19 protein-coding genes are annotated in these 18,814 nt (G+C 58.4%); 4 read left to right on the forward strand and 15 right to left on the reverse strand.

The window, feature by feature from the left end; translation table 11 throughout:
• Positions 1-18: 18 nt before the first annotated feature.
• The 13 genes from K0B93_RS05185 to K0B93_RS05245 all read right to left on the reverse strand — a co-directional run bounded on the left by K0B93_RS05185 (position 19) and on the right by K0B93_RS05245 (position 14,558).
• Complete coding sequence (locus K0B93_RS05185; protein WP_219866199.1) at positions 19-1,782, reverse strand: PP2C family protein-serine/threonine phosphatase; 1,764 nt, start codon at positions 1,780-1,782, stop codon at positions 19-21.
• A 27-nt stretch (positions 1,783-1,809) separates the two neighbouring features.
• Positions 1,810-2,115, reverse strand: a complete 306-nt coding sequence (locus K0B93_RS05190; protein WP_219866200.1) for an STAS domain-containing protein — start codon at positions 2,113-2,115, stop codon at positions 1,810-1,812.
• Between the two features lie 122 nt (positions 2,116-2,237).
• Positions 2,238-2,681, reverse strand: coding sequence for a flagellar export protein FliJ (fliJ, locus tag K0B93_RS05195; protein WP_219866201.1), 444 nt, complete (start codon positions 2,679-2,681; stop codon positions 2,238-2,240).
• The gene (fliI, locus tag K0B93_RS05200) at positions 2,681-4,078 is read right to left on the reverse strand and encodes a flagellar protein export ATPase FliI (protein WP_219866202.1); all 1,398 of its coding nucleotides are present in this window, start codon (positions 4,076-4,078) and stop codon (positions 2,681-2,683) included. Before fliI ends, fliJ begins: the two co-directional genes overlap by 1 nt.
• On the reverse strand, positions 4,059-4,961 hold the full coding sequence (locus K0B93_RS05205; protein WP_219866203.1) for a flagellar assembly protein FliH: 903 nt from the start codon (positions 4,959-4,961) through the stop codon (positions 4,059-4,061). The genes fliI and K0B93_RS05205 overlap by 20 nt, the downstream gene beginning before the upstream one ends.
• A complete protein-coding gene (gene fliG, locus K0B93_RS05210; RefSeq protein WP_219866204.1) occupies positions 4,961-6,004 on the reverse strand; it encodes a flagellar motor switch protein FliG in 1,044 nt (347 codons plus the stop codon). Before fliG ends, K0B93_RS05205 begins: the two co-directional genes overlap by 1 nt.
• On the reverse strand, positions 5,997-7,703 hold the full coding sequence (gene fliF, locus K0B93_RS05215) for a flagellar basal-body MS-ring/collar protein FliF (protein ID WP_219866205.1): 1,707 nt from the start codon (positions 7,701-7,703) through the stop codon (positions 5,997-5,999). Before fliF ends, fliG begins: the two co-directional genes overlap by 8 nt.
• A 15-nt stretch (positions 7,704-7,718) precedes the next feature.
• Positions 7,719-8,096 (reverse strand): flagellar hook-basal body complex protein FliE, encoded by a 378-nt coding sequence (gene fliE, locus K0B93_RS05220; RefSeq protein ID WP_219866206.1) that lies wholly within the window; start codon positions 8,094-8,096, stop codon positions 7,719-7,721.
• Between the two features lie 240 nt (positions 8,097-8,336).
• The gene (locus K0B93_RS05225) at positions 8,337-9,794 is read right to left on the reverse strand and encodes a sigma-54-dependent transcriptional regulator (RefSeq protein WP_219866207.1); all 1,458 of its coding nucleotides are present in this window, start codon (positions 9,792-9,794) and stop codon (positions 8,337-8,339) included.
• 12 nt (positions 9,795-9,806) lie between these two features.
• Entirely contained in the window at positions 9,807-11,045 is a 1,239-nt protein-coding gene (locus K0B93_RS05230; RefSeq protein ID WP_219866208.1) for a sensor histidine kinase, read from the reverse strand.
• Between the two features lie 224 nt (positions 11,046-11,269).
• Positions 11,270-12,721 (reverse strand): sigma-54 dependent transcriptional regulator, encoded by a 1,452-nt coding sequence (locus K0B93_RS05235; protein ID WP_219866209.1) that lies wholly within the window; start codon positions 12,719-12,721, stop codon positions 11,270-11,272.
• A gap of 69 nt (positions 12,722-12,790) precedes the next feature.
• Positions 12,791-13,120, reverse strand: coding sequence for an SOS cell division inhibitor (locus tag K0B93_RS05240; RefSeq protein ID WP_219866210.1), 330 nt, complete (start codon positions 13,118-13,120; stop codon positions 12,791-12,793).
• Between the two features lie 79 nt (positions 13,121-13,199).
• Complete coding sequence (locus K0B93_RS05245; protein WP_219866211.1) at positions 13,200-14,558, reverse strand: DUF1329 domain-containing protein; 1,359 nt, start codon at positions 14,556-14,558, stop codon at positions 13,200-13,202.
• Between the two features lie 258 nt (positions 14,559-14,816).
• On the opposite strand from K0B93_RS05245, the gene K0B93_RS05250 reads away from it, so the two are divergent.
• The gene (locus K0B93_RS05250; protein WP_219866212.1) at positions 14,817-15,329 is read left to right on the forward strand and encodes a DUF6586 family protein; all 513 of its coding nucleotides are present in this window, start codon (positions 14,817-14,819) and stop codon (positions 15,327-15,329) included.
• Between the two features lie 48 nt (positions 15,330-15,377).
• Positions 15,378-15,638: a hypothetical protein gene (locus tag K0B93_RS05255; RefSeq protein ID WP_219866213.1), complete on the forward strand. Its 261-nt coding sequence runs from the start codon at positions 15,378-15,380 to the stop codon at positions 15,636-15,638.
• A gap of 71 nt (positions 15,639-15,709) precedes the next feature.
• On the opposite strand, the gene K0B93_RS05260 is transcribed toward K0B93_RS05255, so the two are convergent.
• Both K0B93_RS05260 and lexA read right to left on the reverse strand, forming a co-directional pair.
• Positions 15,710-16,201 carry a cell division inhibitor SulA gene (locus K0B93_RS05260; protein WP_219866214.1) on the reverse strand — a complete coding sequence of 164 codons (492 nt, stop codon included), beginning with the start codon at positions 16,199-16,201 and terminating at the stop codon, positions 15,710-15,712.
• A gap of 40 nt (positions 16,202-16,241) precedes the next feature.
• Entirely contained in the window at positions 16,242-16,853 is a 612-nt protein-coding gene (gene lexA, locus K0B93_RS05265; protein ID WP_219866215.1) for a transcriptional repressor LexA, read from the reverse strand.
• A gap of 206 nt (positions 16,854-17,059) precedes the next feature.
• Between lexA and K0B93_RS05270 the strand changes: the two genes are divergently transcribed.
• Positions 17,060-18,061: an amidoligase family protein gene (locus tag K0B93_RS05270; RefSeq protein ID WP_219866216.1), complete on the forward strand. Its 1,002-nt coding sequence runs from the start codon at positions 17,060-17,062 to the stop codon at positions 18,059-18,061.
• The gene (locus tag K0B93_RS05275) at positions 18,054-18,812 is read left to right on the forward strand and encodes a gamma-glutamyl-gamma-aminobutyrate hydrolase family protein (RefSeq protein WP_219866217.1); all 759 of its coding nucleotides are present in this window, start codon (positions 18,054-18,056) and stop codon (positions 18,810-18,812) included. The genes K0B93_RS05270 and K0B93_RS05275 overlap by 8 nt, the downstream gene beginning before the upstream one ends.
• Positions 18,813-18,814 lie beyond the last annotated feature (2 nt).

Genomic DNA, 18,814 nt, shown 5'->3' on the forward strand with positions numbered 1-18,814 from the left:
CTGTCTTTGAACCGGCTATCACCGGTTTGTTGACGTCTGATCCGACGAGGCTCCGGAAAAATCCCAGTCGTAAACGATTTCGACATGATTACCCCGTTGGTGGAAGGTGACGGATTCTGACAAGCGTTTCAATAGCAACAGCCCGCGCCCGGCATACCTGGCAGCTGAACCCGAACTCGCGTCTTCGCGCAGCATCGGGTGGTCCCTGAAGGCAAAACCCGGGCCGCTGTCCTCACAGATGACACGCAGTCGGCCTCCCGAGGGTTTCATGGAATGATGAAGACCGAAGCGGATGTAATGCCCCTCAGTCCGCGTCAGTCTGCGCCGACGCTCCTCATAGTAGCGTCCGAACCCCTCGGGGGAGTGTTTCCACTCTGATGGCAAGGCCAGTACGCCGTGCTCCAGGGCATTATTGTACAGTTCCGCGAGCAAGGTGTAGATTTCGCCGCTCTTGCGCCGAAGCCCCGGCACTTCCATACAGATGTGGAGCAACAGCGGCAAGGGACTGAAATCCCCCAGCGTTCGTTCTCGGATTTCATAGGTGCAATGCCACTCGGTGGGGCCCGGTCGGGCCGACGGCGGATTGCGGTCCGGAATCGCTGAAATGCCGGCCTCGTCCACCATTTCAAGGCAGCATAGGGTGAGATCATCACCCTCTCCGTCGCCGCCCCTGAACCGATGTACAGCGCCCATGAGTGCGTCAAAGGGGTGTTGGTCAGCTCCCTGCGCCTCCAATACCCGGCAGATTCCGGCTTCCCCGAAGAGTTCCCCCTGCGCGTTGCGCGACTCCAGAAATCCGTCGGTCATCATCAGCAGCCGGTCACCAGGCCTGGTGGCCAGTGTTTCCATTTCCGCATCAAACTGATCCGGGGCCAGTATTCCCAGAGGTAGATGCCGGGACGGCAAGACCTGAGGCTCCCCCGTTTCCCGGATCAGCCAGCCGTCCGGCAGGCCACCATTCCAGAACCGGAGCTGGTCGAGCTTGAAATCCGCCTCAATCATGCCGGCGCAACAGAACATGCCAGTAGGGAGAATCTGCTTGAGCTTCTGGTTGATCTCCCGGAGCACATCGGCGCTCTTGAAGCCCTTGCACGCCATGCCGTAGAAAATCTCGGCCATCGGCATGGCGCCAATGGCCGCCGGTAACCCATGGCCTGTGAAATCGCCGATGAAGATCAGCATGCCCCCCGCCGGGCGCGGCGCCGCGAACAGAACGTCACCGTTGAAGATGGTCAGTGGCGAGGCGTGATAGCGGATGTTGAAGGCGTCGAGGCAGCCGGTATGGGCTACGTTGTCAAAAACCCGTTTGGCGACCTTCTGTTCTTCCAGCAGTTGTTGATTGCGCTCCCTGATCAGATCCCGCTGATCCGACAGGGTTTGGTGCATGAGCCGCATCCGATTGAAGGCGTTAATTTTTGCTTCGATGATGGTTCGGTTGTAGGGCTTACTCAAAAAATCATCGCCACCCGCCTCCAGACAGCGCGCCAGCGCGCCCGCCTCGGAGAGCGAGGTCAGAAAAATCAGGGGCACCATCCGCTCCCCTGCCAGTTGCTTGATCTGGCGTGCGGCCTCCATGCCATCCATTACGGGCATGAGCGCATCGAGCAGTACGATGTCCGGATCGGATTCCCGGAACAGCCTTACCGCCTCCGCACCGTTGCTGACATCGAAAACACTGTGGCCAAGCCGCTTGACGAGTGTTTTGAGAATAAGGCGATCGGTGTCGCTGTCATCGGCGATAAGAATCTTGAGCGGCCTTGATTCGGCAACAGACTCGTCCACTATGAGGCCCCGAACGGTTTGAGTGAATCACCTGATGGCGAACAGCTGCTCGAAATTGGAAATGGAAAGGATGCGGCGAACGTCGTTGTTGCAGTTTTCTATGGCAATCCGGGCACCATCGCCGCCAGCATAATCCCTGAGCAACAGCAACATCCCCAGTGCCGAACTGTCCAGATAGGTTGTTTCAGACAGATCTACGACGTAGTTACGGACTTTTTCGTCGCCATGCTCGTAGGCATCGCGGAAGGCCTGGTGGGTACTGAAATCAAAACGTCCCTCAATACTGATGATCAGAGTCTGGCCATCCTCTCCGCGACGTGTCTGAATCGGCATTCCGAAACCTCCGAAGGTGTCACTGGCAGCATTGGCCGCCGGTTTTTTACGTGGATCATCTTCGGGTAAGAATAGCCCAACGCGTCTAAAATGCACCTGCGGCGAGTTGATGCAACGCAAATTTATCGCTGGCGACGGGCGAAGGCGCGGCCGGCTGCCTCATCCGACAACTTCTGCTCACGCAGGTCCTGATCCCGCTGTTCCTGGCGACGACAGGTTTCGATATATTTTTCCATCCCCCGGCGGCGTTCCCAGGCCTGTTGCCAGTCCAGCCTTCGCGCCTCAAACACCTGCTCAGCCTGGTCCAGTTGCCTCTGCTGCTGAAGGATCACCTGATCCAGTTGGGCGATGAATGCCTGCCAGGCCTGCAAGCGGCTGACGGGCACCACGCCCTGCTGGCTGTGTCGAATCTGGTCGCGGTATTCCTGCTGATACCGGTTCAGGTTGTCGACCTGTTCCCGTTGCTGCTCCACGACACTGCGGGCCTCTCCCATCCGTTCCAGGGCCTGCTGCTCCTTGCGCTCCTCCAGGGACAGCACCACTTCCAGACGTCGGGAACGCAGCATCAGGCATTCCCCCTACCCGCGCCTGACTGGCTGTTGGGGGCGGCAGACTTCACGCGTTCGGGGGAGCGACGCTCCGGCACGACCGCCAGCAACTGCTCAATGCTTTCCTGCAACGGGGCACTCTCGTTCAGTCCCTGCTGCAGGAACTGGCCCATCCTGCCAATATGAGCGATGGCAAAATCGGTTTCCGGGTCAGACCCTTTGACATAAGCGCCCACGCTGATCAGATCCCGGGCCTGCTGGTAGCGAGAGTAGACCTGCTTGAAACGCTGGGCCCGCGAGAAGTGTTCGACGTCGGTCACCTGGGGCATGACCCGGCTGATCGAGGCTTCAACATCAATGGCGGGGTAATGACCTTCCTCGGCCAGACGCCGAGACAGCACGATGTGGCCATCCAGAATGGCCCTCGCCGCATCGGCAATGGGATCCTGCTGATCATCGCCTTCCGTCAGGACCGTATAGAAAGCGGTGATGGAACCGCCACCGGGCCGGCCATTGCCAGTACGTTCAACCAGTTGCGGTAATTTCGCAAAAACAGAAGGCGGATAGCCCTTGGTGGCTGGCGGTTCCCCCACCGCCAGCGCAATTTCCCGCTGGGCCTGGGCGTAGCGGGTCAGCGAATCCATCAGCAGGAGCACCCGCTTGCCCTGATCCCGGTAATACTCCGCAATACGGGTGGTCAGCATCGCCGCACGCAGGCGCATCAGGGGGGAATCGTCAGCCGGGGAGGCAACCACCACCGACCGGGACAGGCCCTCTTCCCCCAGAATATCCTCGATGAATTCCTTAACCTCCCGTCCACGCTCGCCAATAAGGCCCACCACGGTGATATCGGCGTCGGTAAAGCGGGTCATCATGCCCATCAGCATACTCTTGCCTACACCGCTGCCGGCGAACAGGCCCAGTCGCTGGCCCTGCCCCACCGTCAGAAGCGCGTTGATCGCGCGAATCCCCACATCCATGGAGTCCCTGACCGGAGCCCGATTCAGGGGGTTGATAATATCTCCGGACAAAGCCACCCGGGCTTCGGCCTGCAAGGGGCCCTTGCCGTCAAGCGGCTCACCGCTGCCGTCCACCACGCGACCGAGCATCTGTGGCCCCACCGGCACGCGGCTGGCTGCCGAAACCGGCACCACCCGGGCCCCGGGCTTGAGGCCTTCGATGGCCGTGAGCGGCATCAGGTAAACCCTGTCATCCTCAAAACCGACCACTTCGGCTTCCACAGTGCCGGTTCCCTGACCCTGGATAACACAGCGGTCACCAACCACCATGGGGCAGCCAACGCACTCCAGTGTCAATCCGACCATGCGGGTCAGACGCCCGGACAATTCGGGTTCGGGATCGCCCCCGACGAAATCCTGGAAACGATTTAGACGATCAGCCAGACGAGAGGTCATCGCCCTCACCTGTATCATCATCACGCTCGCCCGGACGCCCGGCGTCACCCTCTTCCCCGGCGTCGGTCGAGCTCAGCACATCACGCTGGAAATCGGTCAGGTCGCCCATCAGCGCATCCAGTTCCTCGACTTCCCCGCTCTCGCCTTCGCCAGCCTGCTGGTCGAGCATAGTCTGTACTGCGCGCTGGAAACGTTTCTCGACGGTAAAATCCACCAGGCTGTGACGCGTCTCCACCCGGCAGCCCCCGGGCAGGATGCCGTCGTCTTCAACAACCGATGCCTGGGTTTCCAGACGCACCATCACCTCCCGTACGAGTTCACTGTCGTCGGGATGGATTTGGATCCGGAGGTTTTCCGCGGTCGAAGGCAGGGCATCCAGGGCCCTGCGGACCACGCTTTGAATTTGCGAGGAATCGATGGTCAGCTCCCGGAACACGACCGCTCGGGCCAGAACCGTGGTGAGGTTCACCAGCGCACTTTCGATCTCGTCCTCGTGACGACGGATCGGCAACAGCAATTCACCCATCAGGTGTTCCAGGCGGTCGAGCCTTGCGTCCACTTCCTTCCGGGTGTCCTCGTAAGCCTGCTTTTCGCCCTGCTCACGACCTTCGGCCAGGCCGGATTTCATCCCTTCGTCATGGCCCTGCTCGCGGCCTTCGGCCAGGCCGGCCTGATAGCCTTCCTCCCGGCCCTCGTTATAGCCGTCTTCCCTAGCCGCCTTGCGAATTTCACTGATATCGGCGGCCGTCAGCGGTTTGACGTTGCGCTCTTCTTCCCGGGCCACTTCATTGCCATGGCCGTCCAGCAGCGGCAACTCCCAGCGCTCATAGGCTGTGAGTTGTTCCTTGGGAATCCGGTTGAGGTCCTTGGAGGAGTCTTTCATCACATCATTTCTTCGCCAGCACCACCGAGTGAGATTTCACCCGCTTCGGCCATGCGTCGGGCCACCGTAATAATATCCTTCTGGGCCGCTTCGACTTCGCTGACCTTGACCGGGCCCTTCGCTTCGAGGTCATCCTGCAACAGCTCGGCCGCACGCTTGGACATGTTCTTGAAGATCTTTTCCTGAACTGCGTCATCGGCACCCTTGAGCGCCACGACCAGAACTTCGGACGAGACTTCGCGAAGCAGTGCCTGGATGCCGCGATCGTCAATGTCCTTCAGGTTGTCAAAGACAAACATCAGGTCTTCAATGGTCGACGCCAGGTCCGGATCCATCTCCTTGATGGAATCCATCAGATTGCCTTCGATGCTGCGGTCCATGAAGTTCATGATGTCCGCGGCCCGCTTGATACCGCCGATCCGGCTGGTCTGGGCGGCGGAACCACCAGAGAACTGCTTCTCGAGGATATCGTTCAGCTCCTGCAGCGCCTGGGGCTGAATGCTCTCCAGGGAGGCCACGCGCATCATCACGTCCAGCCGGACCTTGTCGTCCAGTGTCGCCAGAATCTCGGCAGCCTGATCCGGGTCGAGATACGAGATTACAATGGCCTGAATCTGCGGGTGCTCGTAACGGATAATGTCACCGACGGCACGGGGCTCCATCCACTTGAGCGTGTCGAGGCCCGTGGTATTGCCGCCGATCAGGATACGGTCAATCAGGCTCGCGGCCTTGTCGTCGCCGAGGGCCTGGGTAAGCATGGCTCGAATGTAATCGTCGTTGCCGACACCAAGGCCGGTCTGTCCGCCAACCGCATCTACAAACTGATTCAGCACGAAGGTGACGTCGTCTTTGCTGACGTCTTTCATCTGGGCCATCGCCACACCGACGCGCTGGACCTCCTTGGGACCCATGTGCTTCAGAACCTCGGCTGCATCCGCCTCACCCAGGGACATCAACAGAATCGCGGCCTGTTCTACCCTCGGGATCTTGCGCTGCGGTTTCTGGGGCGCGGCCACGCCCTGCTGGTTGTCTTGATCAGTCATCGACGTTCACCCACTGGCGCATGACCTGGGCCACCCGGGCCGGGTCCTCTGCAATCAGGCCTTTCAAAGCGTTGAGTTGCCTATCATAGCTGCCCGTCGCACCCGGCAAAAGCAGATCATCCTGGGCCGACATTGCCTCGCGCAGCTCTGCTCCCCCGTCGATGCCGTCCAGCTCACCGTACCCATGATCACCCTGAGCCCCGCCCCTCTCGCGCTGGCCACCACCGGACAGACTCTTCAGGGCAGGACGCAACAGGCCGAGCACCAGAACCAGAATGACCAGCCCCGCCAACACCTGCTTCATCAGGTCCCAGAACCAGGGCTGCTCCCAGAAGCCCGGCGCTTCGAACTCAATCGCCTCTTCCGGCGCGAACGCCGTGTTCATCACCGTAACACTGTCGCCGCGAGCGGCCGAATACCCCACCGCATCACGCACCAGCATACTCAGACGCTGCAGTTCCTGTTCGGGCCACGGCTGGTAGCTCACTTCACCGGTCTGCGGGTTCACCACTTTCATGTCGTCCACGGCCAGTGCGACGGTCACCCGCTTGATGCGGCCCAACTCCTGGCGCACGTAGCTGACCGTTCGATCCATCTCGTAATTACGGGTGGACTCACGGCGCACATCTACCGGCTGACTGGCCCGCTGCTCTTCACCGGTATCGTCGTTAGCCTGCTCGGGAACCGTCGCATCCGCCGGCGGCTGATTGGACAGGGCACCCGGGATGCCAAGGGCGCCGCCACCGGGCACCCGCTGTTCGCTCATTTCCCGCTCACTGCGCACCGCCTGCTGCTCCGGATTGAACAGCTCCTCTGCCTGTTCCACCGATGAAAAATCCAGATCTGCTGACACCTCAGCACGGTAACGCCCCTCCCCGACGATGGGCGCTATGAGCGACGTCACCCGCCGGGTCAGCCGTTCCTCAACCTTCGAGGTGTACTCATACTGGTCCTGCATTCGATCGGTCTCGCCCTGACCTTCCATACCGGTAAGCAGGCTGCCGTTCTGATCCACCACGGTGACGCTTTCTTTTTTCATCATGGGAATGCTGCCGGCCACCAGGTTCACCACCGCACTGATCTGCTCCTGCTCCGGACGACGGCCAGCAAAGACCTCGAGGAACACGGACGCAGATGGCTCGCGGGCATCGCGAACAAACACCGAGCGCTCGGGGATGGCCAGGTGGACACGGGCGCTGCGCACCCCACGCATGGCGCCAATGGTACGGGCAAGTTCACCCTCGAGGCCACGGCGATAACTGATGGTTTCCATGAACTGCGAGGTGCCCAGACCGCGATCCTGGTCGAGCAGTTCAAAGCCCATGGTCTTCTCGTCGGTGACACCTTCGGCAGCGAGCTTCAGGCGGGCGTTGTAGACCTGGTCAGACGGCACCAGGAGCGCACCACTCCGCGGATCCATCTTGTAGTCGATACCATTGCTTTCGAGAATCGCGGTGACGTCCTGCGGATTGTACGACGACAAATTCCCGACAACAGGCTGATAATTGGGCTCCTGTGCCCACAGGACGACGGCGACACCCAGCGCCACGCTGGCAGCCAGTCCAACCATCAGACCGATCTGCCGCAGCAGATTCAGACGGTTGAACCCCAAAAACATATCGTTGCCGCCCTCAGACACATCCGATGCCTGGGCCGCGGGAACATTCGATGAAGAGGTTTCTGCAGGAACGCTGGCCATTTCTCTGCTCCGTTATCAGATCGGCATGTTCATGATGTCTTCGTAGGCACGAACCACCCGGTTACGTACCTGGGTCAGCGCTTCAAAGGAGACAGAGGACTTCTGGGCCGCGATCATTACCCTGGTGATGTCCACGTTGGGGTCACCCATCTCGTACGCGGTGCGCAGTTCGCTGGTATTCTGCTGAAGTTCGTTCACGTTGTTCACCGCTTTGCCCAGCATGTCGCTGAAGCTTGGAACTTCCTGCGTTTCGCGGGTTTCCTGAACCTGACGAGGACCGTCAATTCGACCCCGCACCGACTGATCCTGCTGAATCTGCTGATTCTGCATCATCTGTGAACGTAGTGAGCGGATGTCGGACAGAACACTGTTGATGTCGGCACGCTGGACCATAACTCTCTCCCGATTCCGCCGCGCTGGGGGCGGCAGACTTACTCATGGAATTCTCATTACAGATCGTTTAGCAATGACTAGGCCAAGTAACTTTTATTGTTATTTTTCAATGACTTAATTGACTTTCAGGATGCCTAAACCCAAGCCGTGACGGTCTTTTGACAGGAACGGACAAGGATCCGGAGGGGCATAAAAAAAGGCACTCGAATGAGTGCCCAATGAAGGAGTCTTTGCCCGAGGTCAGGCCATGGCCAATTCGGAATCGAGATCGATACCGGCGTCGCGCATCTGAGCCAGTTTGTAACGGAGGGTCCGTGGACTGATGCCAAGCTGCTCGGCTGCGCGATTTCGACGCCCGCGCTCCTGCTTGAGCGTCTGGATAATAATACGGAACTCCTGTTGCCTCAGATCATCCCCCAGGGATCCGGCCGCAAAAGATTCATCCGAATCCGGCTGCGACTGCTCATCACCCGCCCATTCACCGGAGCCCGGCTCAAACGCGCTCGCGGCTGGCCCAGCAAAAGACGGCGACTGCATCTGCGCAGGCGAGGTATCCGGTCTGCCCGTTATGCCAAGTTCCAGGCACAGGTCGCCGGCGTGAATGACGTTGCCCTGGTGCAAGACCAGCGCCCTCTGGATCGCATTGTCGAGTTCGCGCACGTTGCCCGGCCAGCGATGGCCCATCAACGCGTTTTTCGCATCGGCGGCAAAGGTAATCCCGGCCAGTTTCATCTTTCGGCAATGCTTTTTCAGAAGCGACGAGGCCAACGGCATGATATCCAGTGGTCTCTCTCGGAGAGGCTGCCAGTGCATGGGGAATACCGTTAACCGGTAGTACAGGTCTTCCCGGAACTTGCCTTCGCGAACGTAATCTCCCAGGTCACGGTTCGTGGTAGCCACCACGCGCACATCCAGATCAATGGTCTTTCGACCACCGACACGGTCCACCTCCCGCTCTTGCAGCACCCGCAGTAATTTCGACTGCAGACCCAGATCCATCTCAGAGATTTCATCCAACAGGATGGTTCCGCCATTAGCCTGCTCGAATTTGCCCGGGGACGACGCTACCGCTCCGGTAAACGCGCCCTTTTCATGGCCGAAAAGGATTGCCTCCAACATATTCTCCGGAATCGCCGCGCAATTGATGGCGACGAACGGCTGATCCGCCCGGGGGGACTGCTGATGGATGTAACGGGCGAGCACTTCCTTACCGGTTCCGCTCTCTCCGGAGATCATTACCGTAGAATCGCTACCGGCCACCTTGGTGGCCAACTGGAACATGCGCTTGCTGATCGGATCCTCCGCCACGGGGGCGTCTGCGGATTTCTGACGGGAACCGCCAACCACTTTACTGACGGCCTCAACCAGAACCTGAGGCTCGAACGGCTTGACCAGATAATCGATGGCGCCTGCCTGCATGGCCGATACCGCATGATCAATCTGGCCATAGGCCGTAATCAGCATCATGGGCAGCCCCGGGTACAGACGCTGAACCTCGGAGAGTAACTCGTGGCCGGACAGGCCCGGCATATTGACGTCGCTGACCACCATATCGACCGGCGCCTCAGCCAGGCGAGCCAATGCCTCGCGGGCATTGGAAGCTTCCCGAACCCGGAAGCGGGCAAGTTCCAGCGTTGTCACCAATGCCTCGCGCAGGTCATGGTCATCTTCAACAATCAGAATCTGGGCCTTGGCCATGCTTGCCTCCGATCAGTGGTTATTGTTCAGTTGCGGTAAACGGAGGGTAGCGACAGCGCCACCCTGCTCCGGCGATTCAAGGCGAAACTGCCCCTGATGAGCCTTCACCACGGCCTGGACCACCGCCAGACCGAGGCCGGTACCGTGGGACTTCGTGGTGTAGAAGGCTTCCAACAGCCGATTGGCCTCGGAACGTTCGAAGCCCGGACCGTTATCGACCACACGGACCACCAAATCGCTGCGTTCCGCAATCACCTGGACCGCAACCGCGGTGGCGCCGGCCTCAAGGCTGTTATTAACAAGATTGGTGCAGGCGCCTACCAACGCATCCCGATTGCACATCAACCGACACGCGGCTGGCACGTCGTCGATGACCGAGACGTCGGTTCCGGGTGCCAGCTTCAGGCCTTCGAGGGCCGATTCGAGAGCCGAGACCAGTGTCGCCGCAGACAGCTCTTCCGCGAGCCGGGTTTCGCCCCGGGCGAAAATCAACATGTCGCGAACCTGCTGCTCCAGGTGGGTCAGGCGTGACATCAAACGGGATGCGCACCGCTGGCGCATTTCCTCATCCAGGTCGTCCTGGCTCAAATGGCCGCCGTACAGAATTGCGGCCGAGAGTGGCGTACGGATCTGGTGTGCCAGGGAAGCCACCATCTTGCCCATGGCCGAAAGACGCTGGGCGTGGGCAAGCTGGGATTGCAACTGACGGGTTTCCGTCAGGTCCGTCAGCAGAATGAGCTGTCCTGGCTGGTTTTCCATGGTCCGAATTTCAATGCTGACCCGACGTCCATCCTTGAGTGAGACTTCATGACCGTCGTCACGGCGGGGCGCAAAGCAACGCTGAATGACATCAATCCAGCGTTCGCCGTCCAGAGGCTCCCCCAGCAAGGCGATGGCGGCCGGGTTGGTCTGGGTGACGACGCCTTGGCTATCGAGGACCACAACCCCTGCCGGAAGCGCCTTGAGCAGGGTCGACAGTTGGTCAGCCAGTTCCTCCTTCGCTTCCAGCTCCTGTTGCCGCTGCATGGTTTCCTGGGTCAGCTCGCCGGACAACTGGTTGACCCGGGATTCGAGGGTCCGATAGGAGTCAGTAATCTGCCGTGACATCCGGTTGAACAACTCCAACGCGGAATCGACAGCCTCGTCGTCCTGTTGTGGAAACAGCGCCGTAACCTTGTCATTAGCGTCCGCCGCCGCATTAGCCTGGGCTTCTCGTGCGTCGGATGGAACAACAGAATGTGCCTGACTCATCACTTCCCCCCTGACCGGCCCAACCAACAGGCCGCCCCATTCGGATTATTCGTTTACAGGGTTCTTAGCCAGCACCGTGCCAACTCAATTTTTTCTTTAAATATCAGAGGGAAGGAAAATCAGACAGAAAGCCAATGACGGTTTTACGTCGGCCAGAAATGAGAACGGCGTCGCAGGTTACAAACCTTTGACGCCGTTATTTACGGGATGATCCGGGGTTGGAATCAGGACTCTTCAGGCTCCTCCTCCCTGAGACCATACTTACGGACCTTCTCAACCAGGGTAGTTCGCCGTATCCGAAGCTTCTCGGCAGCCCGCGCAACCACGCCGCCGGCTTCATCGAGCGCCTGCTGAATCAGCTGCTTCTCAAGATTGGAGAGGTAGTCCTTGAGATCAATGCCGTTAACCGGCAACAGCGCCGGTGCGTCCAGCCCAATCAGGCCAGGCACGCCGGATGGCATACCCCCGTCTTCGACCGGGCGATTCTCATCGTAATCATCAACGTAACGAAACTTTTTCGGCAGTTCCTGAACCCCAATCACACCATAGGGGTGCATGATCGCAAGTCGCTCTACCAGGTTTGCCAGCTCCCGAACATTGCCTGGCCAGTTGTGACGACACAAGCTCATGATCGCCGCCGAATTCATTCTCAGGGAGCCCCGCTTCTCTTTCTCCATTCGGGAGATCAATTCGTTGATCAGCAGGGGAATGTCTTCCACCCGATCCCGCAAGGCCGGCATTTCGATGGGGAACACGTTCAGCCGGTAGTAGAGGTCTTCCCGGAAATCGCCGGTTTCGATCATGTCCTCAAGGTTCTTGTGAGTAGCAGCAATGATCCGGACATCAGCGGACTGCGTGCGGTTACTGCCGACACGCTCAAAGGTTCGCTCCTGCAGAACGCGAAGGATCTTCACCTGCATGCTAAGGGGCATATCGCCGATCTCGTCCAGAAACAGGGTACCACCCTCGGCCATTTCAAACCGGCCAACGCGCGCGGTGATTGCTCCCGTAAAGGCCCCCTTCTCGTGACCGAAGAGTTCACTCTCAAGCAGCTCGCCCGGAATCGCCCCGCAATTGACCGGAACAAAGGGCTTGTCACGCCGGGCAGAGTGGTAATGCAGATTGCGGGCAACGACCTCCTTACCCGTCCCGGACTCCCCAGTGATCAGGACACTGACGTCCTTATCCGCAACCTGTTCCATCAGCTGACGCACATGGAGCACCTTGCGGGAGGTCCCTACCAGACTGCGGAACAATTGGAGACCACGCTGCTGTCCCCGCTCACGGGATCGACCGTACTGGTCCCGAAAGACCTGCGCCCGGTAAAGGGAGTCGACAAACTTGGTGTAGTTCAGGGGCCATTCCATCCGCGCGATCACACGGGCCGCATGCTCTTCCGAGACTCCCTTGAGTGAAGGATCTCCCACCACCAGCAACGGAACACCGTGAACGGTCGAGCAAGCCGTCGTGACAGTACCAGCCACGCCCTGGTCCTCACCATTGACGACGACGACCGAAACCTCGGCAAGGCGGTCGACATCGCCGGACTTCAGGAGCGCGAGGGCTTCATCACCGGCAACGACCTCCTCCTCGCCGATGAATTCAAGAATCGTGACCATGTCCCGGCGTCTTGATTCGTCATCGCTCAGCACCAGCACCTTGTTATTTTTGGACATTCACAAAATCTCTTGATGGATTTGTGACGTATTTAAGACTGTAAGGACGTCAGAGTCAATTTTATGACGCTATTTGGAACGATTTGAGGAAACGCTTTGGTAGGCTTTTGCGGCCTGTCTATTTTCGTTAACACCTTTGAGCGCTTCCTGCGCCTCCTGCCGGGCTCTCGTCGCACTCTGGTTGGCCGTATCAACCAGCTGCTGAAGCTCTTGAAGCCGGGTGCGAACCGGCTCAGCGTCCAGCGCACCCGATTCCAGGGCAGCCATCAGGGGCTCAATCATTGGCCTGACCTGACCATTGAGCCGAGCAAGTTCATCCCAGTCCTGGTTGATCATGGCACGCCCCATTTCCACCATCAATTGATCAACGTCGTCCAGATGTGACTGGGGATCGGCCATGCTTCGTGCTCCTGTCAGGTGTCTGTGAGGTCCGCCCGGCCCGGTCAGGGGCGGCCTCTGAACCGCCCCCGACACTCGATCAGCGGCGTGCGGCGCGTCTCGCGGCCGACGCAGTGAAATCACTACCCCGGAATGCCGGTTTGAAGTCATATGCCGGGAAACCGTCGCTAAGCCCATCGATATAATAACGATTGGCCTTGAGATCGTAGGTCATCTCCATGGTAGTCCAGAATACCGGCTCACTGTAATAGCTGATGTTATGGGCTTCGGACACCCGCCACAGGTTACCGGCCTCGTCGTACTCTTCGGACGCCAGAATCTGCCAACTGTCCTCATCGACATAAAACACCCGCCGATCGTAGATGTGACCAATGCCCGTGCGACGCTTTGCTTCGACCACCCAGACCCTGTGCAACTCGTAGCGGGTCAGCGTCTGATTGATATGATTCGGCCGAATGACATTGTCAGGTCTGACCTCCTCGTCATGCAGCAGGTACGCGTTATAGGGCACATACAGTTCCCGCTTACCTTTGAGGGTCCAGTCATACTGGTTAGGCGCCCCGTTATACATATCCTTCTGATCAACCGAACGCAGGGAAGACGAGTTGGGTAGGTCCGTCTCATAGGCAAGATTGGGCGACCGACGAAGCCGGCGGGAACCCGCATCGTATCGCCACGCGAGCCGCGGGGAGCGGATCTGATCGAGCGTCTCGTGCACCAGCGTGATGGTGCCTGCGAGCGCCGACGGAGAGATGGTATCGGTCTTCAGGTAAAAGATCTTGTTGTCGATCTCCGACAGTTCCGCGCCCTTCTTACTGTAGGCAAAGAAATACTCGTAATCGTTAACCACCGGATTATAGGAGCCGTTGGTCTGGGGAGTTGCCGAGGCGCTCCGGAACGCCACTTCGGTGCCCCGATAACGCAGAATGTGATTCCAGATCACCTCGAGCCCATTCTTGGGAATCGGAAACGGGCTGGTCATGATTGTGTTACGGACGCCGTTCCCGTTATCCAGGAGCTCAGCCCGTGTCGCGTTTTCCCGGGACTTGGCGTAAACGTGCTCCGGGAACGCCGCTGTGCGCCGGGTCTGGTAAACCGGCATAAAAAACTCCGGCCCATGCTGCTCCAGCATCCGGACATGTCCATCAGACAGTTTGTCCCGATATAGGTGGTAGTTCTGGCTCGTGATTACGAACAGTGCCTCGTCATCCGGGAACGGGTTCGTCTCGATCTGACCTTTGCGCCAGGATTTTGGAGGCGTCTTCAGCCCGCCGATCCATTCGGGAATGCTTCCGGAGGTGTTGCCTCCCCGTTCTGCCCCCACCGGCGTCAGCTCCTTGTCGAGCCGCTCAGCTTCGGTCGAAGTTACCTTGGACAGGGCGTGCCCGGAAATTCCGAACAAAACCGCTGCAAATCCTGCGACAACATGAGTCCGCATCCCTTACACCTCCAAAAAAATGCAGTTTGGCTGGATTGCTGCCGTTCACGGGCACTCCAGCAGACGGCTGTGCTTTGCACCGAACGCACAACCGGGCGCCTTTTTGCCAAATTCAAACGGGCGTTTCAAGTGAATGTTTGTATTTTCTTGTGAAGCGGAAAGGACACCAAACCGGGGAAGAAATTTGTGGCCGAAAATGTTACGATGGTCAATTAACTTTCCGGGTTGAAACAACCGCTCCGTGATCGCAGGTATCCCATGGCCTCGCAATGGCATTCACTGGTTTCACAGAAACTGTTCCTTGCACGAACGCTTCTGAGTCAGCTGGACAACGGTTCAATGCCCCCAAGAGATCAGCCTGCCAATGAGGCAGAACTGGCTTTGGGGCGCGAGGCAGCCATTCAGGGAGCCATTGAGCTTTTACTCAGGTCACGGCGGCTGCTGCTGGCAATGATTGCCCGCTTCTACCAGAAACGGAATGGGGAGCCTTCAACGCTGGATGAGCTCGCGTCGCTGATCGGAGAGGGCCCTAGCGACATTGCTCGCTTGCGGGATCTGGAGCAAAGGCCAGACAGCTGGTGGAACCATCTGGACCAGTTGGAAATGTCCCAGAGCCGGCCCCCGGTCAACCGGAAATCGGTGAGTGAGGAAAATATTATTGCGGTTTCTGCCGACACTGGACCTGACCGTTCAGCTCAAGCGCTGCGCCGAACGTTGGGCGCAATGAAAAATTTTGCCGATGACCTGGAAGAGCAACACAGCGAGTGGTAAGTGAGCGCCGAACCGCTCCAGGTCTTCACTAATAGAAAGGTTTACCGAATGTCACCATCGTTTTTTGAAATCGTACAACTGAGCAACGGCGACTATGCACTTCGTCGTATCGACGACGATAGCGCACCACTCGTGAAAATTTCGTTCTCTGAAGAAGCCCGGGAAATGATGGAAGACCGGGACATGAACGTAGCCAAAGCCATGATAGCGGCTGGCATTGAGGCGGTTGGAAATGTCGCGCACGACATCGATTGGGAAGACGACGAGCTGGACGCCGCCGACTCCCAGCCGTCCTATACCCTCCACTGATCAGTGAGCACTGGCCGCAAGGTTACCGATGGCTTGAGCCGCGTCACGAGGAAGGGTGACGAGGCCGATGCTCAGCGCTGGCGCAACACGACACCATGGCTATTACCATTGGCAGAGGCTCGCTGAAGGGCCTCAAACGCCGAATGGCCCAACTTCCGCGTCCACATCACGACCGCGTGGCAGGTACCTGCATTCAGGGCCCGCTCGGCCAGCTCCTGTGCGGAATAATCGCCAGTCGACCGAAGAACCAAAAGCTCGCCAGTCACTATGCCATGCATCTTCTGCCACTTACTGACCAGAGCCTGAGGCGGGTCGATCCAGGCAAGCCAGCGCTTTTCCTGATTCAATTGTGTCAGCATTGGTAACAGCAACTGAAAGTTCTCTACCTGCCCTTCCGGCAAGATGATTTCCGTCACGTTGCCGCTAACCGCCGCATCGCCAGATTCAGACCTGCGACGAGCACGAATCACAGAACGCCTCTCTGGAGCCGCAGATGGCGGTACCGCGTAGGACATCGCACCTTGCTGATAAGCCAGATTCTGATTGAAGCTTAACTGTTCCATGATTCACCTGCTCTTATGCTGTCTGTGGCAACTCAACCGATCAGTGAAGATCTGACCGACGGATCACACCAACTCCCAAACCTTCGATGAACAGCTGCTGTTCCGTAAGGTCCACCTCAATTGGCTCGAATTCCTCATTCTCCGCGATCAGATAAACCTTTGACCCTTCCTTTCGGAAACGCTTGACGGTTACTTCTTCCTCGCCAACCCGCGCCACCACCACCTGACCGTTATGGACATCCTGGGTACGGTGAACAGCCAACAGATCTCCATCCAGGATGCCGATATCTTTCATACTCATTCCGCGCACCCGCAGAAGGTAGTCTGCTGACGGCGAGAAAAAGTTGGGCTGGAGGGTGACATGATCTTCGATATGTTCCTGCGCAAGGATCGGACTACCTGCAGCGACCTGGCCAATAACGGGCAATCCGAGGTCTTCCTCCGCCTCCGGAAGGCGAATACCCCGACTGGCACCGGGCACCATTTCTATGGCCCCTTTACGGGCCAGCGCACGCAAATGCTCTTCCGCCGCATTGGCGGAGCGGAAACCCAACTCAGCGGCAATTTCCGCACGGGTGGGCGGATAACCTGTTTCATCCAGATAACGCCGGATTATATCCAGTACCTGAGATTGCCTTGCTGTCAGCTTCATTGAGCTACTCCATCACGGGGATCCCGGGGACCGGCCTTGAAATCTCTCTTGACCAGCCCTGTTTTTATATACAGTAAACTGACTATATACAGTGTTTTATCCAGTGTAAACCCCTCGGTGTTTTTTCTGCCAACGGCATAACCATGCCAGCCGCAATGAGTGTGGTATGGTAATCGGACATGAAATTCGCGTGCTTAGGGAGAGCTATGAGCCAATCGCCTGGCTGCAAAATGCCGGACATTCTCAAGACCGATGAGGGCAAAGAACGCCGCGTTGGTATCGAAATTGAACTTTCCGGACTGGGTTACGAGACACTCGTTAACCTCATGGCACGCTTTCTGGAGGCGGAGCCCGACCTCCGGTCCCGCTATGTAACCAAGCTGGAAACCGATCTCGGCACTTTTACCATTGAACTCGACTCGGATCCGATCAAAGATCTCGATCTGGCCGATGATCGCCTGCCCGACTCCATTCGGGAGCTGGGAGGCCAGGCTATGGAGGTAATCGATGCGGCGGCCGAGCGCATTGTCCCCCTTGAAATCATCAGCCCCCCCATACCGTTCTCCGACGCCCCCCGGATAGAGGCGCTGACTGAGATGCTGCGTAAGGAAGGTGCGCTGGGAAGTCGGGAAGCCATCTACTATGCCTTCGGCCTCCAGTTGAATCCGGAACTCCCGGACTTGACCCCGGATAGCCTGGTTCGCTATCTCCAGGCTTTCGCTGCCCTGTACGAATGGCTGAAATCCCGGCATCAGCTGGACATCAGTCGGAAATTCACGACGTACATTGAGCCGTGGAGCAGCCGGTATACTGAGATACTGATGAGGGACGACTATGCTCCCGATCAGGAACAGCTCATGCGGGATTATCTGGAGTACAATCCGACCCGTAACCGGGCGCTGGATCTGCTTCCTCTGTTTGCCCACCTCGACTCCGCGCTCCTGGGACGGTATGTGGACGATCCCAGGATCAAGAGTCGCCCCACCCTGCATTACCGGTTGCCAGACTGTGACATTGATAATCCCTCGTGGCACTTTTCCAGTGTCTGGAACGACTGGATCATTCTGGAACAGATTGCATCCAACGCGAGCCAATTGGCAGAGCTCCGGGCTCTTTTCCGGGAAGGCAACAAGATCAGCCTGCGCAACTTGACCCACAGCTGGCTCGATACAACCTCCGATTGGCTACAAAGCAGGGGTTATGTCTGAACGACAGGGAACCGAAGAAGAGCTCCCGGGACTGACCATAGGCATCAGCGGCCCGGCAAGAAAGGGTACAGCACACCGCCTCATCAGCCTGGGCATCAGGATGCATGGCGCCCGAACCCATTATATTCGCCCCGGGTCCCAGACCGACGTCTCGTTGCTCGACGGCCTTGTGCTGTCCGGGGGAACCCACGTCCATCCGGAGCGCTATAACCAGGAACCGCAGGTCACGGCGAACTATGACCGCAAGCGGGATGCCACTGACCAGCGACTCCTTGAGGAAGCGGAACGGATTGGAATTCCTGTGCTCGGAATCTGCCGCGGGGCCCAGTTCATCAATGTGTTCCATGGCGGATCCCTGTGCCAGAATGTGACGCCATTTCGCGTCCATACCCGCCATCGCCCGCTGTTGTTACCCATGCAAACGGTCAGAGTGGTGAAGACGAGCCGGCTTGGACAGATCATGCAGTCGTCCATGATTGGTGCCAATCGGATCCATAGCCAGGCAATCAAACGGCTGGGACGGAACCTCAAGGTGGTTGCCGTCGATAATGACCTGTTTGTTCAGGCGATCGAGAATACCCACGACCAATGGTTGATGGGTGTGCAGTGGCATCCGGAATATCTGCTATACCATGGAGGACATCGACGTATTTTTGGGCAACTCGTCCAGGCAGCGCTGGACTTCAAACTGGGCCGCCTGGAGCCGGATTCCGGAAGGCCCTACCCCAACTCGGATTCAATGGAGGAATGACC

Source organism: Marinobacter sp. F4218 (assembly GCF_019443085.1).
Classification (GTDB): domain Bacteria; phylum Pseudomonadota; class Gammaproteobacteria; order Pseudomonadales; family Oleiphilaceae; genus Marinobacter; species Marinobacter albus.